Raw genomic sequence first — 14,772 nt, 5'->3', positions numbered from 1 at the left:
GGGGATGTGCATCCCTAGGATCAGCTGCTCTGCTGCCGTTAACACCTGCGGGTGTTCAGCGGCGCTGCCCTGACAGATCACCTGCCGGACCGTCTCGGGTTATGCCTCATTTCTCTCGCCCTGTTTGGCCCCATTGCGATAGCGCTGCTCCGGCCGCTGTCGCTGGCGAAAAGGACGCCTGTGGTGTGGGCTTTCTGGCCAATCTTCAGGGCGATGCCAGTCACTGGGTGCTGCAGCAGGCCCTGCGCGGCCTCGACTGCATGGAGCACCGCGGTGGTTGCGGTGGCGATGGTGATTCCGGCGATGGGGCCGGGGTGCTCTGCGGCATCCCCTGGAGCTACTTAGAAGAGGTATGGCCCGAGGCGGCGGCAGCCAAGGAAGCTGCTCGCGGGCTGGGCATGGTTTTCTTGCCAGCCGATGCTGCAAAGCGCGAGCAGGCAAAACTTTTTTGTGATGATGAAGCCGCCAAGCTGGGCTTGGCCAGTCTTGGTTGGCGTGCAGTCCCTCTGGATGCATCTGTTCTCGGCCCCTTGGCCCGCCAGACCGCTCCGGCGATTGAGCAGTGGTTAATTGCCGCTGACCAAGCCGGTGATGACCTGGAAGCGCTGCTGTTTCGGCTGCGCCGCCGTTGCGGCGATCGGGCTCGCGCCGTTTGGGGGCCAGGGCCAGGGGAGCTCTATTTCGCCTCCCTGAGCAGCCGAACTGTTGTCTACAAGGGCATGGTGCGTTCAGCAGTGCTGTCTGCTTTCTATGGCGACCTGCGCGATGCACGCTTTGCCGTGAGCTTTGCGGTTTACCACCGCCGTTTCAGCACCAACACCCTGCCCCGCTGGCCCCTGGCCCAGCCCATGCGGCTGCTGGGTCACAACGGCGAGATCAATACTTTGTTGGGCAACCTCAACTGGGCAAGGGCTTCGGAAGCCAATCTCGATGCGGTTTGGGGGGAGGCGGCTGCAGAGCTGAAGCCAGTGGTGAACCCCGCCTTCAGCGATTCCGCCAACCTCGACGCCACCCTTGAGCTGCTGGTGCGCAGCGGCCGACCGATCACCGAGGGCCTGCTCACCCTGGTGCCAGAAGCTTTCCGCGACCAGCCCGAGCTGGCAGATAAGCCCGATATCCAGTCTTTTTACGAGTATTCCGCCTGCACCCAGGAGCCCTGGGATGGTCCGGCCCTGCTGGTGTTCGCCGATGGCCGCTGCGTGGGAGCCACCCTGGATCGCAACGGCCTGCGCCCCGCCCGCTACTGCATTACCAGCGACGGTTTCGTGGTGATGGGCTCAGAAACCGGTGTGGTCGAGCTTGAGGAGAGCCGCATCATCGAAAAGGGTCGCCTCGGTCCTGGCCAGATGCTGGCAGTGGATCTGGAGCAGGGCCGCCTGCTATGCAATTGGGAGGTGAAGGCCGAGGTGGCCGCCCGCCATCCCTACGGTGACTGGTTGGCGCAGCATCGCCGCAACCTCGTCCCCCAGCCCTGGACTCAGGAGCGTCAGCTGGGAGATCTGGAGCTGTTGCAACAGCAAACGGCCTTTGGCTTCACCGCCGAAGACTTCGAGCTGGTGATCGAGGACATGGCCGGCGCGGCCAAGGAGCCCACCTACTGCATGGGCGACGACATCCCCCTGGCGGTCCTCTCAGACAAGCCCCACCTCCTCTACGACTACTTCAAGCAGCGCTTCGCCCAAGTCACCAACCCGCCGATCGATCCGCTGCGGGAAAAGCTGGTGATGAGCCTGGAGATGCACCTGGGCAAACGGGGCTCGCCGCTGCGCCCCGAAGCTGCCTCGGCGGCGGTGCTGCACCTGGCCAGCCCGATCCTCAATGAGGCGGAGCTGGCGGCGGTGAGCCAGCAGGGCCTGCCCACCACCACCCTTTCCACGCTGATGGCCGTCACCGACGGTCCTGGTGGTCTCGAGGCTGCCGTGCAGCGCCTGCGCAGCGCGGCCGAGGCGGCCGTGCGCGCCGGCAGCCAGATCCTGGTGCTGAGCGATCGGGGCGGCGAGGCCGGTGGGATCAATGCCACCACGGCCACCATTCCACCGCTGCTGGCCGTGGGCGCGGTGCATCACCACCTGCTCAATCTGGGCTTGCGCCTGCAGGCTTCCCTGGTGGTGGAAACGGCCCAGTGCTGGAGCACTCACCACCTGGCCTGCCTGATCGGTTATGGCGCCAGTGCCGTTTGCCCTTGGCTCACCTGGGAGACCAGCCGCCACTGGCTAGCCCACCCCCGGGTGCAGAAGCTGATCGAAACCGGCAAGCTGCCGGCGCTCAGCCCCGATCAGGTGCAGGCAAATGTGCGCAAGGCCCTAGAAGACGGCCTGCGCAAGATTCTCTCCAAGATCGGCATTTCCCTGCTGGCTAGTTATCACGGCGCCCAGATCTTCGAAGCCATCGGCCTTGGCGCCGATCTGATCCAGCTTGCCTTCAGTGGCACCACCAGCCGGGTGGCTGGACTCAGCTTGGGCGAGCTGGCCAGCGAAACCCTCAGCTTCCATGCCAAGGCCTTCCCCGAACTCAACCGCACCAAGCTCGAGTTCATGGGCTTTGTGCAGTACCGCACTGGCGGCGAGTATCACCTCAATAGCCCGGAGATGGCTAAAGCCCTGCATGCCGCCGTTAAGGCGGGCCCCGGCTACGACCACTTCTCCACCTACAAAACCCTGCTGGAGCACCGGCCAGTCACGGCCCTGCGGGACCTGCTGGAACTCAAGCCCGCTCTCGCCCCGCTGCCGATCGAGCAGGTGGAGAGCGTGGAGAGCATCTGCAGCCGCTTTTGCACCGGCGGCATGAGCTTGGGGGCCCTCTCCCGCGAGGCCCACGAGGTGTTAGCCATCGCCATGAACCGCATCGGCGGCAAGAGCAACAGTGGGGAGGGCGGCGAGGATCCGGCCCGCTTCCACACGCTTAACGATGTGGATGGCGACGGTCATTCGCCGACCCTGCCCAGCCTCAATTGCTTGCGCAACGGTGATACCGCCTGCTCCGCCATCAAGCAGATCGCCTCAGGGCGCTTTGGTGTGACCCCCGAATATCTGCGCAGTGGTCGCCAGCTGGAGATCAAGGTGGCCCAGGGGGCCAAGCCGGGTGAGGGAGGCCAGCTGCCGGGGCCGAAGGTTGATCCCTACATCGCCTGGCTGCGCAACAGCAAGGCCGGCGTGGCGCTGATTTCGCCGCCTCCCCATCACGACATCTATTCAATTGAGGATCTGGCCCAGCTGATCCACGACCTGCACCAGGTGCACCCCGCCGCCAAGGTGAGCGTGAAGCTGGTGGCGGAAATCGGCATCGGCACCATCGCCGCGGGTGTGGCCAAGGCCAACGCCGATGTGATTCAGATCTCCGGCCACGACGGCGGCACGGGCGCTTCACCGCTCAGCTCGATCAAACATGCCGGCAGCCCCTGGGAGCTGGGCCTCACTGAGGTGCACCGGTCGCTGCTCGAGAACGGCCTGCGTGATCGGGTGTTGCTGCGCGCCGATGGCGGTCTCAAAACAGGCTGGGACGTGATCATCGCGGCCTTGCTGGGCGCTGAGGAATACGGCTTCGGCTCGGTGGCGATGATCGCCGAAGGCTGCATCATGGCCCGCGTTTGCCACACCAACAATTGCCCGGTGGGCGTTGCTACCCAGAAAGAAAACCTGCGCAAGCGCTTCCCCGGCGTGCCCGAGCACGTGGTGAATTTCTTCCTGTTTGTGGCCGAGGAGGTGCGTCAGCTGCTGAGCGTGCTTGGCGTGGCCCGGCTCGAAGAGCTGATCGGCCGCAGTGAATTGCTGCAGCCCCGGGCCGTTGCTCTCGCTAAAACCAGCGCCCTTGATCTCTCCTGCCTGATTGACCCTATCCCCGCCGCTGCTGATCGCAGCTGGCTTCAGCACGACGCCCAGGCCCATAGCAATGGCCCGATCCTGGAAGATCAGCTGCTGGCCGACGCCGAGGTGATGGCGGCTATCGAGGGCCACGGCCGCGTGGCCCGCACCCTGGCGATCGTGAACACAGATCGCAGCGTGGGCGCCCGCCTCTCCGGCGAGATTGCGGCGCGCCATGGCAACACCGGCTTCCAAGGCCAGCTCGATCTCACTTATGAAGGTGCCGCGGGTCAAAGCTTCGGGGCCTTCGTGCTCCAGGGCATGAACGTGCGCCTAGTGGGTGAAGCCAACGACTATGTGGGTAAGGGCCTCAATGGCGGACGCCTCACCGTGGTGCCCCCTGCCGGCGTCAACGACCCTGGTAACCAGGTGATCCTGGGCAACACCTGTCTTTATGGCGCTACCGGTGGAGAGCTGTTTGCCCTAGGCCGCGCCGGTGAGCGCTTTGGCGTGCGCAACAGCGGAGCGAAAACCGTGGTCGAGGGCGCCGGCGATCACTGCTGCGAATACATGACCGGTGGGGTGGTGGTGGTGCTGGGCAGCACCGGTCGCAATGTGGCCGCCGGCATGACCGGTGGTGTGGCCTTCATCCTTGATGAGAACGGCGGTCTGCGCGAGCGGGTAAATCCGGAGATCGTGGCTATTTGCGAGCTCACCACCCCAGAGCAGGACGCCCTGCTCAAGCCCCTACTGGAGGCGCACCTGCAGGCCACCGGCAGCGGCAAGGCAGCCGCGATTCTGGCCGATTGGGATGGCTGGAGGGGCCGTTTCAAGCTCCTGGTGCCCCCCAGCGAGAAGGCCAGCGTGGGTATGGCGGAACGGCAGGCCGTCGCGGCTTAGCGCGGATACTCCCGCATCAGCCGCTGCACCTCGCCGGCGTGATAGCTGCTGCGGGTGAGCGGGCTGCTCACCACTTGTAGGAAGCCGAGCTCCTGCTCACCGTGCTGCTTGAACGCCGCAAATTGTTCCGGGGTCACGAAGCGATCCACTGGCAGATGTTTGGGGCCTGGCGAGAGGTACTGGCCGATGGTGACGATGTCCACCTGATGTCGGCGTAGATCGGCCATCACATCGAGCACCTCGGTGTCGCTTTCGCCCAGGCCAGTCATCAGGCCGGATTTGGTGTAGGTGCGCGGCCAGCCGCTACGCACCCGCTGCAGCAGCTCTAGGGAGCGCTCGTAGATGCCCTGGGGCCTAGCTTTTTTGTAGAGCCTGGGCACGGTTTCGATGTTGTGATTGAGCACCTCAGGGGCGCCTTCCATCACCGCGGCCAGCGCCTCCCAGTTGCCGCAGAAATCGGGGATCAGTAGCTCGATCGTGGTGAGTGGTGAGCGCTGGCGCACCTGCGCGATGCAGGCCACAAACTGGCTGGCGCCGCCGTCTACCAGGTCGTCGCGGTTAACCGAGGTGATGACCACGTGGCTCAGGCCCAGGCGGGCTACGGCTTCGCCGAGTCGTTCAGGTTCGCTGGGATCGAGCTCCCGTACGCTCTTGTCGAAATCGATGTCGCAATAGGGGCAAGCGCGGGTGCAGCCGGGCCCCATGATCAAAAAGGTGGCCGTGCCGCCGGCAAAGCACTCGCCAATGTTGGGGCAGCTGGCCTCCTGGCAGACGGTGTTGAGCTTGAGATCCTGCAGCAGGTCTGCCACCTCACCAATGCGCTCCCGCTGGGGGGCCTTGACGCGCAGCCAGTCGGGTTTGAGCAAGGCGCCAGTAGGGCCCCGGGGGGCCAGAAGAAGGGCTAAAACCAACTTTAGAAAGCCAGCGGCAGGCCAAGGCCTACAGCCGAGTTGATCCCCTAAACTCGCCTCATCGGGATGTGGCGCAGCTTGGTAGCGCACTTCGTTCGGGACGAAGGGGCCGCAGGTTCGAATCCTGTCATCCCGATTCTTTCAGCTGAGCTCGGCTCCCGGGTAACCCCTGGGGGTCACCATGCGTCCGTCTTTGGCGTAGCTGCTGCTATTGCCAATCAGCACCAGGGTCAGCATGTCCACTTGCTCCACCGGTAATTCGCCAAGGCTATGCAGGCTGACGGCCTCATCGGCTCGCCCTAGTTGGCGGGCCAGGGCTACCGGTGTTGAGGCCGGCCGGCCCTCCAGCAGCAGCTCCCTGGCTCGGGCCAGTTGCCAGTCGCGGCCAAGGGAGCGGGGGTTGTAGAGGGCTACTACAAAGTCTCCCGCAGCCGCTGCTTGCAGCCGCTTTTCGATCACTTCCCAAGGGGTGAGTCGGTCGCTGAGGCTGATGGTGCAGAAATCATGCATCAAGGGAGCTCCGGCCCTTGCAGCGGCGAGTTGCAGGGCCGAGATGCCCGGATGCACGCTGAAGCTGGGCCGGCCATCGGCTGGGCTGGCCAGCCAAAGCTCCAGGGCCAGGCCGGCCATGGCGTAGATGCCGCTGTCGCCAGAAGAGACCAGGGCCACATTCAGCCCCTGGCTCGCTAATTCCAGGGCCAGGGCGCAGCGGGCCCGTTCCTCGGTGAGTTGGCCGTTCCAGCGCAGCTGATCAGGTCGCCGCAGCGGTTCAAGCAGGTCGAGGTAGAGGCCGTAGCCCACCCACACCGTGGCTTCCGCTAGGGCGCGGCGGGCATCCGCAGTGAGCAGCTCCAGGCTGCCCGGGCCACTGCCCACTAGATGTAGCTGGCCCCGCTCGGGAGCCCATTGACTCTCTGCCAGAGCCACTGCCAGGGTGGCTGCCCCGAGCTCGCCTGGGTTGGCATGCTCGATGCGCTTGGTTTGCAGCAATTGGGCTGCGGGGCCAGCTGCCAGCAGGGCTGCGGCCTCGGCCACGCTGGCGGTGCCCATTTCTTGGGCCACGGCCGCCGATGGGGTGGGTACTGGCACTGCAGCTAGGGAATCGGCCCCAAACCAGCGCACTGGCCAGCCTCTTTTAGCTGCTAGAGCAAGCAGGGCCGGCTCATCGGCCTTGCGGTCGATGCTTGCCAAACCAGCTACGGATTCAGGTGCCAATTGCTGGTCGCCCAGGGTCTGTTCCAGCAAGCGCTCCAGCAGGCTCAGGCTGGTGTTGCGTTCACAGCCCATACCAAGCCAAAGGCTCGGCGGATGCCAGCGGCAGCCAGCGCCGGTGTGGATATCTACGACCAGATCTGCCTCTGGGTTCTCGCCAGAGCCACTGCCAGAGTCACCAGCGCGCTCTAGCAGGCAGGTGGCGGCCTCGAGCTCTAGCCAGCGGCGGCTGCCGTGGTGAGCTTCCAGCCGCAGCGGTTGATCCACATGGGCTGCCTTACGCATCAGGGCGCTCCAATCGCCCTGCCCCCGCTGCCAACCCCAGTCTTTGCCGAAGCTGTCGAGGCTCAGTAAGCCTGCTGCAGCCGTTGCCCCGGTGAGCACAGCCTGGCCGCCCAGGCAGGCGGCAATCTGGTGGCTCAGTCGCTCGGCCCCGGCCGCGTGCCCGCCTAGCAGGGGAATGGCGAACCGACCCTGGGGATCCACCACCACCACGGCAGGATCGCTCGTTTTATTCCCGAGCAGCGGCGCAATCAGCCTGGTCACAAGGCCACAGGCACCAACGACTACAAAGCCGCTGGCCGTTGACCACTGCTCAATTAAGCAATCCCCTGCGGCGTGCTGGTCGTCAGGTCCCACCTGGGAGTCGATCAGGCCGGCCTGAAGGAGCTGGTCCAGCACGGGGGCGCTGGCAGGGCTGAAGCCCAGGCCCCAGCGGCGGGCGCGCGGCGCGGCCTGCTCGGGGCGGTTGTTTGGTGAAGTCACGTACCTAGCTTCTGACGCAGCCCGGCCAGGGGACCGGGCGCCTTGGGCTTGAGCAGGGAACCATCTGGATTTAGCTGGCTGCGGGCCGACCCCCCCAGGCTGGTGGAGGTGCTGATCCGATCAGTGGGGGCCGTAGAGCTGGCGGCCGCTGGTGGGGCATCTTGCTGCGCAGGTTCGGCTAACTCAGCTTCAACAGCGGGCTCCAGCTCAGGCAGTTGTTCCGGCTCAGGCAGGGGCTCGGGTTCGGCTGGCGATTCTGGTTCCGGCGAAGCTTCCGGTTCAAGTGGGGATTGGGGCTCAGTTGCGGGCAACGGTTCAGCCACGCTTTGGGGCTCGCTGACCGGCGGCGGATTGATTTCTATTGCTACTACTGGTGCCTCTGGGACTGGTTCAGGTTCTGGTTCTGGAGCCGCCGGCGTTGCAGGCTGCTCTCCCAGCAGCTGGGCTAACTCGCTGGCATCCAGGCGCCCCCGCTGCCAACTGGGCGTGGGCAAGGAACTATTAATCGTCACCTCGTTCACCAAGGTGTTGAAAGGGGGGTTAAGGGGGGCGCCGCGGCCATCAACCAGCTCCATCAGCACGCTGTTGCTGCCGCTGTGCCAGCCCTTGAGCCACAGAGGCGAGTTCTGATCCACCAAAAAACTGTCCCCGTTGACCGTCACCCGCAGGCGCCAGCTGCCGTCGTTGTCGCGCAGGCCCTGGAGGGGAGCGTCTATTAACAGCCAGTCGAGCAGCACCGGTTCGCGAGCGGCCAGATCTGCTGTGCTTACGCCGATCAATTGGGGTGTGCCCAGCTGGGGAGTGGCCAGCGGATTGGCGGCCACCCGGTTTACCCGCACCTGGTCCCAGGCGCCTGGACTTTTCACCACTTCCCCCCAGGGTTTGGCCGCATAGGCGGTAAGGCGATGGCTGCCCGGGCCCAGGGGCGGAAGTTCGGCGTCCAGACGAGTTGGGAATTGTCCAGAGCGTGAAGCGGTGAGGCGTTGGGGCGGTAGGTCATCAACTTGCACCACCAGGTGAGGCCCCAGCCCGAGCCCTCCCGCATCAACTAAAGGCCAATCACGAACCTCCACTTGCAACTTGACCGGCCCGCCTGGCAGATCGCTGCCATTTCGCGGGATCTGGATCGTTACCTGGGGCTGGCGTTCGGCGAGGGCCGCTTGAACTTGTTGTACGGCGGCAGGTGGCGCAACTTCCTGCAAGCGGCCACTTGGCCCTTGGACTGGAAGAGGAGCTGGGGCTAGGCCGCTGCTGCGGCTAGCGGCTACTCGATTGCAGCCTGCCAACAACATCAACACTGCCACTAGCAGGACCGCTAGCAGTCTCTGACGCCATCGCATGGGGCGACACGGGAGGGCTGGATGGGTTGCGCTGCCTGCGCCCACTCTGGGTTGCTCAGCTTGTAGTGGATGCATTCTGCTGGCCGGTGCCACCCCGGGGAAACGGGATGCGGCAGACGGCTGTTTTTGACGCTCTCTAAGTAATAAAAAATCTCCCGCAAGATGGTTGAAGTTGATGATTCTTTCTGTTCTGTAAAGCCCTGTGCTGGCCTGGGAAGCGCCGGGATTGAACCTTTGTAACTGCTAGTCAAAACCTCTCGGAAACGACCCCTATACTTCGGCGAGCGGTCCCCTAATTGGGGCCCAAAGCTCCAGTTGTGGCAAGCGGTTTTGCGTTTTCGTGGACCCCCTTCCCGGCTGGTGCCCATGAACGATCGGAGGCCTCGGCCGCCGATCGTTCATGGGGCCCAACGGCAGGCTCTCCGGCCTGCTGCAGGGGTGGACCCACCACCTCGATCCCGTCCCTCGAGGAACGTCTCGATGACCATCAGCCCACCAGAGCGTGGGGAAAAGGCGAAGGCCATGGTCGACCGGAACCCAGTTCCGGCCACCTTCGAATTGTTCGGCAAGCCCGGCCATTTCGATCGCAGCCTTGCCAAAGGTCCCAAAACCACCACCTGGGTTTGGAACCTCCACGCCAATGCTCACGATTTCGACAGTCACACGAGTGACCTTGAAGAGGTCTCTCGCAAGATCTTTTCGGCTCACTTCGGCCATTTGGCCGTCATCTTTATCTGGCTGAGTGGCGCCTTCTTCCATGGAGCGCGCTTCTCCAACTACACCGGTTGGTTGACCGATCCCCTGCACGTAAAGCCTTCGGCGCAGGTGGTGTGGCCCATTTTCGGCCAGGAAATTCTCAATGGAGACATGGGTGCCGGGTTCCACGGCATTCAGATCACCTCCGGCCTCTTCCATGTCTGGAGGGCCTGGGGCATCACCAATGAAACCCAGCTGATGGCCCTGGCCATCGGTGCGTTGGTGATGGCCGGCTTGATGCTCAATGCCGGCGTCTTCCATTACCACAAGGCGGCTCCCAAGCTCGAGTGGTTCCAGAACGTTGAGTCGATGCTCAACCACCATCTGGCCGGCCTGCTCGGTCTGGGATCTCTCTCCTGGACAGGACACCTGCTGCATGTGTCCCTGCCCACCACCGCGCTGATGGACGCCATCGACGCCGGCCAGCCGCTGGCGCTCAATGGCAAAACCATCGCCACTTACGCCGACATTCCCCTGCCCCACGAGTTCCTGAACCAGGACGTGATCGCCCAGATATTCCCCGGTTTCGGGGCTGGCGTTTCAGCCTTCTTCACGGGCAACTGGGCCGCTTATAGCGATTTCCTCACCTTTAAAGGTGGGTTGAATCCTGTGACCGGCAGCCTCTGGATGACCGACATCGCACATCACCACTTGGCGATCGCGGTGTTGTTCATCGTGGCTGGCCACATGTATCGCACCAACTGGGGCATTGGTCACAGCATCAAGGAGATTCTCCAGGGCCAGAAGGGCGATCCCCTGCTGTTCCCCGCTCCCAATGGTCATGACGGACTCTTCGAGTTCATGACCACCAGCTGGCACGCCCAACTGGCTGTGAACCTGGCGATGCTCGGCTCTCTGAGCATCATCGTGGCCCAGCACATGTATGCGATGCCTCCCTATCCCTATATCGGGATTGATTACCCCACCCAGCTGTCGATCTTCACCCATCACATGTGGATCGGTGGTTTCTTAGTTGTGGGTGCTGGTGCGCACGCCGCTATCGCGATGATTCGCGATTACGACCCCGCCAAGCACGTCGATAACGTGCTGGACCGGGTACTTAAAGCTCGTGATGCCCTGATCAGCCACCTCAACTGGGTGTGCATCTGGCTCGGCTTCCACAGCTTTGGCCTTTACATCCACAACGACACGATGCGTGCCTTGGGGCGTCCCCAAGACATGTTCAGCGACTCCGCCATTGCCCTGAAGCCTGTCTTTGCGCAGTGGATTCAGGGTCTGCATGCTGCTGCTGCAGGTGGCACTGCGCCCAACGCCCTCGCGGGTGTGAGCGAAGTGTTCAACGGCACCGTTGTAGCGGTGGGCGGCAAGGTGGCCGCCGGTCCGATTCCTTTGGGAACGGCCGACTTCATGGTCCACCACATCCACGCCTTCACGATCCACGTCACCGTGCTGATCCTGCTGAAGGGCGTGTTGTATGCGCGTAGCTCCCGCCTCGTTCCTGACAAGGCGAATCTTGGCTTCCGCTTCCCCTGCGACGGCCCTGGCCGTGGCGGTACCTGCCAGGTGTCGGCTTGGGACCATGTGTTCCTTGGCCTGTTCTGGATGTACAACTCCCTGTCGATCGTCATTTTCCACTTCTCCTGGAAGATGCAGAGCGACGTGTGGGGCACCGTCAACGCTGATGGCAGCGTCCAGCACATCACCAACGGCAACTTTGCCCAAAGCGCCATCACTATTAATGGTTGGCTGCGGGACTTCCTCTGGGCTCAAGCCGCACAGGTGATCAACAGCTACGGCTCGAGTTCCAGTGCTTACGGCTTGATGTTCCTTGGAGCCCACTTCATCTGGGCCTTCAGCCTGATGTTCCTGTTCAGTGGCCGCGGCTACTGGCAAGAGCTGATCGAGTCCATCGTCTGGGCTCACAACAAGCTGAGGGTTGCACCCGCCATCCAACCGCGGGCGCTTTCCATTACCCAGGGCCGTGCTGTCGGTGTCGCTCACTATTTGCTGGGCGGTATTGCAACAACCTGGGCATTCTTCCTGGCCCGCATCGTCGCGGTCGGCTGACCTTTTCTGACCTCTCCCAATGGCAACGAAATTTCCTTCGTTCAGCCAGGGTCTGGCACAGGACCCGACAACCCGCCGGATTTGGTACGGCATTGCCACGGCTCACGATTTCGAGAGCCACGACGGCATGACCGAGGAGCGGCTTTACCAAAAGCTGTTCTCCACCCATTTCGGTCACCTGGCCATCATTGGCCTCTGGGTTTCGGGCAACCTGTTCCATATCGCCTGGCAGGGCAACTTTGAGCAGTGGGTCGCCGATCCTCTGCATGTGCGTCCCATCGCTCACGCGATCTGGGATCCCCACTTCGGCCAGGGAGCTATCGCCGCCTTTACCCAGGCTGGTGCTACCTCCCCTGTGAACATTGCTTATTCGGGTCTGTACCACTGGTGGTACACGATCGGGATGAAAACCAACGCTGAGCTTTATCAGGGTTCCATCTTCATGATGATCCTGTCTGCTTGGGCGCTGTTCGCAGGCTGGCTCCACCTTCAGCCCAAGTTCCGGCCTTCCCTGGCCTGGTTCAAGAATGCTGAATCCCGCCTAAACCACCACTTGGCGGTTCTGTTTGGTTTCAGCTCGATTGCTTGGACCGGTCACCTGGTTCACGTGGCTATCCCTGAGGCCCGTGGTCAGCACGTTGGGTGGGACAACTTCCTCTCAGTGCTGCCTCACCCCGCTGGTTTGGCTCCGTTCTTCACCGGCAACTGGGGCGTGTACGCCCAGAACCCTGACACCGTCTATCAACAGTTCGGAACTGCTGAGGGTTCTGGCACCGCGATCCTTACCTTCCTGGGTGGCTTCCACCCCCAAACAGAAGCTCTTTGGCTCACGGACATTGCCCACCACCACCTGGCGATCGGTTGCATCTTTGTGATCGCTGGCCACATGTACCGGACAAACTTCGGTATCGGCCACTCGATTCGCGAGATTCTGGAAGCCCACAACCCACCCAAGGGCACCCCTGGTGACCTCGGCGCTGGCCACAAGGGCCTCTACGACACGATCAATAACTCGCTCCACTTCCAGCTTGGTCTGGCTTTGGCAGCTCTGGGTGTGGTCACCAGCCTGGTGGCCCAGCACATGTATGCGATGCCGTCCTACGCGTTTATCGCTAAGGACTACACAACGCAGGCTGCGCTTTATACCCACCACCAATACATCGCCATCTTCCTGATGTGCGGTGCCTTCGCCCACGGTGCGATCTTCTTCATCCGCGACTACGACCCGGAAGCCAACAAAGACAACGTGTTGGCCCGGATGCTCGAGCACAAGGAAGCCCTAATCAGCCACTTGAGCTGGGTCTCCCTGTTCCTTGGCTTCCACACCCTGGGTCTCTACGTCCACAACGACGTGGTCGTGGCATTTGGTACTCCCGAGAAGCAGATCTTGGTTGAGCCCGTCTTTGCCCAATTCGTTCAGGCCGCTTCCGGCAAGGCGATGTACGGCATGGATGTGCTGCTATCCAATTCCGCATCCGCAGCTAGCACCGCTAGTGCGGTTTATCTGCCCGGTTGGATCGACGCCATCAATGGTGGCAACGACCTCTTCCTGCAGATCGGTCCGGGTGATTTCCTTGTTCACCACGCCATTGCGCTTGGTCTGCACACCACGACTCTGATCCTGGTGAAGGGTGCCCTGGATGCCCGGGGTTCCAAGCTGATGCCCGACAAAAAGGACTTCGGCTATTCCTTCCCCTGCGACGGCCCCGGCCGTGGTGGTACCTGCGACATCAGTGCCTGGGACTCTTTCTATCTGAGCGTCTTCTGGGCCCTGAATACCGTCGGTTGGGTCACCTTCTACTGGCACTGGAAGCACCTCGCCATCTGGCAGGGCAACGTGGCTCAGTTCAACGAATCCAGCACCTATCTAATGGGTTGGTTCCGCGACTACCTGTGGCTTAACTCCTCTCAGCTGATCAACGGTTACAACCCGTTTGGCAGCAACAACCTTGCCGTCTGGTCTTGGATGTTCCTGTTTGGTCACCTGGTTTGGGCCACCGGTTTCATGTTCCTGATCTCCTGGCGCGGCTACTGGCAGGAACTCATCGAGACCATCGTCTGGGCTCATCAGCGCACCCCGCTCGCCAACCTCGTTGGCTGGCGCGATAAGCCTGTCGCTCTTTCGATCGTCCAGGCTCGTGTTGTGGGTCTTGCTCACTTCACTATCGGCTACATACTCACGTATGCAGCTTTCCTGATTGCTTCTACCTCGGGTAAGTTCGGCTAATCGCGGCCTACTTGATTCCCTCGAGGGACGAATTAACCCCGGCGCAGGCTGGGGTTTTTTATTGTCCATTGGTAGTTGGTTATCTTGCCCATCACTGATCACTACTGCCCAACATTGCCCAGCGCCGGCTCTTTCCCCCAAGGGTGAGAGCTTTGCTCCCAAGAGCTTGGCTTGTGGCCTAGCAGTCACTGTCTATCGAGCTGCCCTATACAAGATCATCCCAATCAAAAGCCCAATAAAGGTTCAATAAAAACACCCAATAAAAAAGCCCCGCCTTGGCGGAGCTTGCAGGGGATTGGAAAACCGCTTGGGATTCAGTTGACGCTCCAGACGCCGCCGGCGATGTTGACCAGCGGGGCAACGATCGCGGTGCCGGCCAGGAACCAGGCAAAGGCGGCGCCACCGCAGCCACCAAGCCAGAAACCACTGGCGAATTCTGCCCAGCCAGCCTTGGTGAACAGGTCTGCGGGCGGGTTGTCGATGGTGGCGTCAGCCGGTTGGATGTTGGGTCCGTTGCCAGCGGTGCCGTAGATCGAGAGACATACGGTCAAGATCGACACCAGTCCAATGCTGGCGAGTAAACCAGCGGTGCTGGCGTACTCGGTGAGCCGCAGGGGCCCACAGACGGCGAAGGGTCCGTAAAGAAAGAAGCCATGGGCCATGCCCACTTCCAAACCACGACGGTTCGGAGATAGGGACGGGCGGTAGGCGGGCAGGGCGTTTATGAAGGCCCGGCTGAAATAGCTGCTGTTGACGGGGGTTGCCAGATTGCCGACGCAGGGGTCGGCCACGGGGGTCACGGTCATGGTGGCGGGGGTAGGCGGTGAGGCTGA

The 14,772-nt window shown here is 62.5% G+C and carries 7 protein-coding genes and 1 tRNA gene; 4 read left to right on the top strand and 4 right to left on the bottom strand.

The features are described from left to right. Window positions 1-101 precede the first annotated feature (101 nt). Entirely contained in the window at window positions 102-4,700 is a 4,599-nt protein-coding gene (locus KBY73_RS13865) for a glutamate synthase-related protein (protein WP_254937649.1), read from the top strand. Here KBY73_RS13865 and lipA read toward each other — a convergent pair. Further along, window positions 4,697-5,566 carry a lipoyl synthase gene (lipA, locus tag KBY73_RS13860; protein WP_254937648.1) on the bottom strand — a complete coding sequence of 290 codons (870 nt, stop codon included), beginning with the start codon at window positions 5,564-5,566 and terminating at the stop codon, window positions 4,697-4,699. The two genes, KBY73_RS13865 and lipA, sit on opposite strands and share 4 nt — an antisense overlap. Window positions 5,567-5,673: 107 nt before the next feature. Between lipA and KBY73_RS13855 the strand changes: the two genes are divergently transcribed. Further along, window positions 5,674-5,747 (top strand) — tRNA-Pro (locus KBY73_RS13855). Between the two features lie 5 nt (window positions 5,748-5,752). Here the strand turns inward: KBY73_RS13855 and cobJ are convergent. Together cobJ and KBY73_RS13845 are read right to left on the bottom strand one after the other, a co-directional pair. Next, window positions 5,753-7,588: a precorrin-3B C(17)-methyltransferase gene (cobJ, locus tag KBY73_RS13850; protein ID WP_254937647.1), complete on the bottom strand. Its 1,836-nt coding sequence runs from the start codon at window positions 7,586-7,588 to the stop codon at window positions 5,753-5,755. Next, entirely contained in the window at window positions 7,585-8,928 is a 1,344-nt protein-coding gene (locus tag KBY73_RS13845; RefSeq protein WP_254937646.1) for a hypothetical protein, read from the bottom strand. The genes cobJ and KBY73_RS13845 overlap by 4 nt, the downstream gene beginning before the upstream one ends. A 480-nt stretch (window positions 8,929-9,408) precedes the next feature. Between KBY73_RS13845 and psaA the strand changes: the two genes are divergently transcribed. Next, window positions 9,409-11,712, top strand: coding sequence for a photosystem I core protein PsaA (psaA, locus tag KBY73_RS13840; protein ID WP_254937645.1), 2,304 nt, complete (start codon window positions 9,409-9,411; stop codon window positions 11,710-11,712). Between the two features lie 19 nt (window positions 11,713-11,731). Next, window positions 11,732-13,939, top strand: a complete 2,208-nt coding sequence (gene psaB / locus KBY73_RS13835; protein WP_254937644.1) for a photosystem I core protein PsaB — start codon at window positions 11,732-11,734, stop codon at window positions 13,937-13,939. 314 nt (window positions 13,940-14,253) lie between these two features. Here psaB and KBY73_RS13830 read toward each other — a convergent pair whose 3' ends face one another. Next, a complete protein-coding gene (locus KBY73_RS13830; protein ID WP_254937643.1) occupies window positions 14,254-14,745 on the bottom strand; it encodes a photosystem I reaction center subunit XI in 492 nt (163 codons plus the stop codon). Window positions 14,746-14,772: the final 27 nt, after the last annotated feature.

The organism is Cyanobium sp. Tous-M-B4 (assembly GCF_024345395.1).
Taxonomy (GTDB): Bacteria; Cyanobacteriota; Cyanobacteriia; order PCC-6307; family Cyanobiaceae; genus Cyanobium_A.
Note: the sequence above shows the minus strand (reverse complement) of the source record. Positions and strands in the feature narration are given on the sequence as shown.

Coding starts and splice junctions, on each gene's coding strand:
- KBY73_RS13865 (WP_254937649.1), top strand. CDS start 102: ATGCCTCATTTCTCTCGCCCTGTTTGGCCCCATTGCGATAGCGCTGCT.
- KBY73_RS13845 (WP_254937646.1), bottom strand. CDS start 8,928: ATGCGATGGCGTCAGAGACTGCTAGCGGTCCTGCTAGTGGCAGTGTTG.
- psaA (WP_254937645.1), top strand. CDS start 9,409: ATGACCATCAGCCCACCAGAGCGTGGGGAAAAGGCGAAGGCCATGGTC.
- psaB (WP_254937644.1), top strand. CDS start 11,732: ATGGCAACGAAATTTCCTTCGTTCAGCCAGGGTCTGGCACAGGACCCG.
- KBY73_RS13830 (WP_254937643.1), bottom strand. CDS start 14,745: ATGACCGTGACCCCCGTGGCCGACCCCTGCGTCGGCAATCTGGCAACC.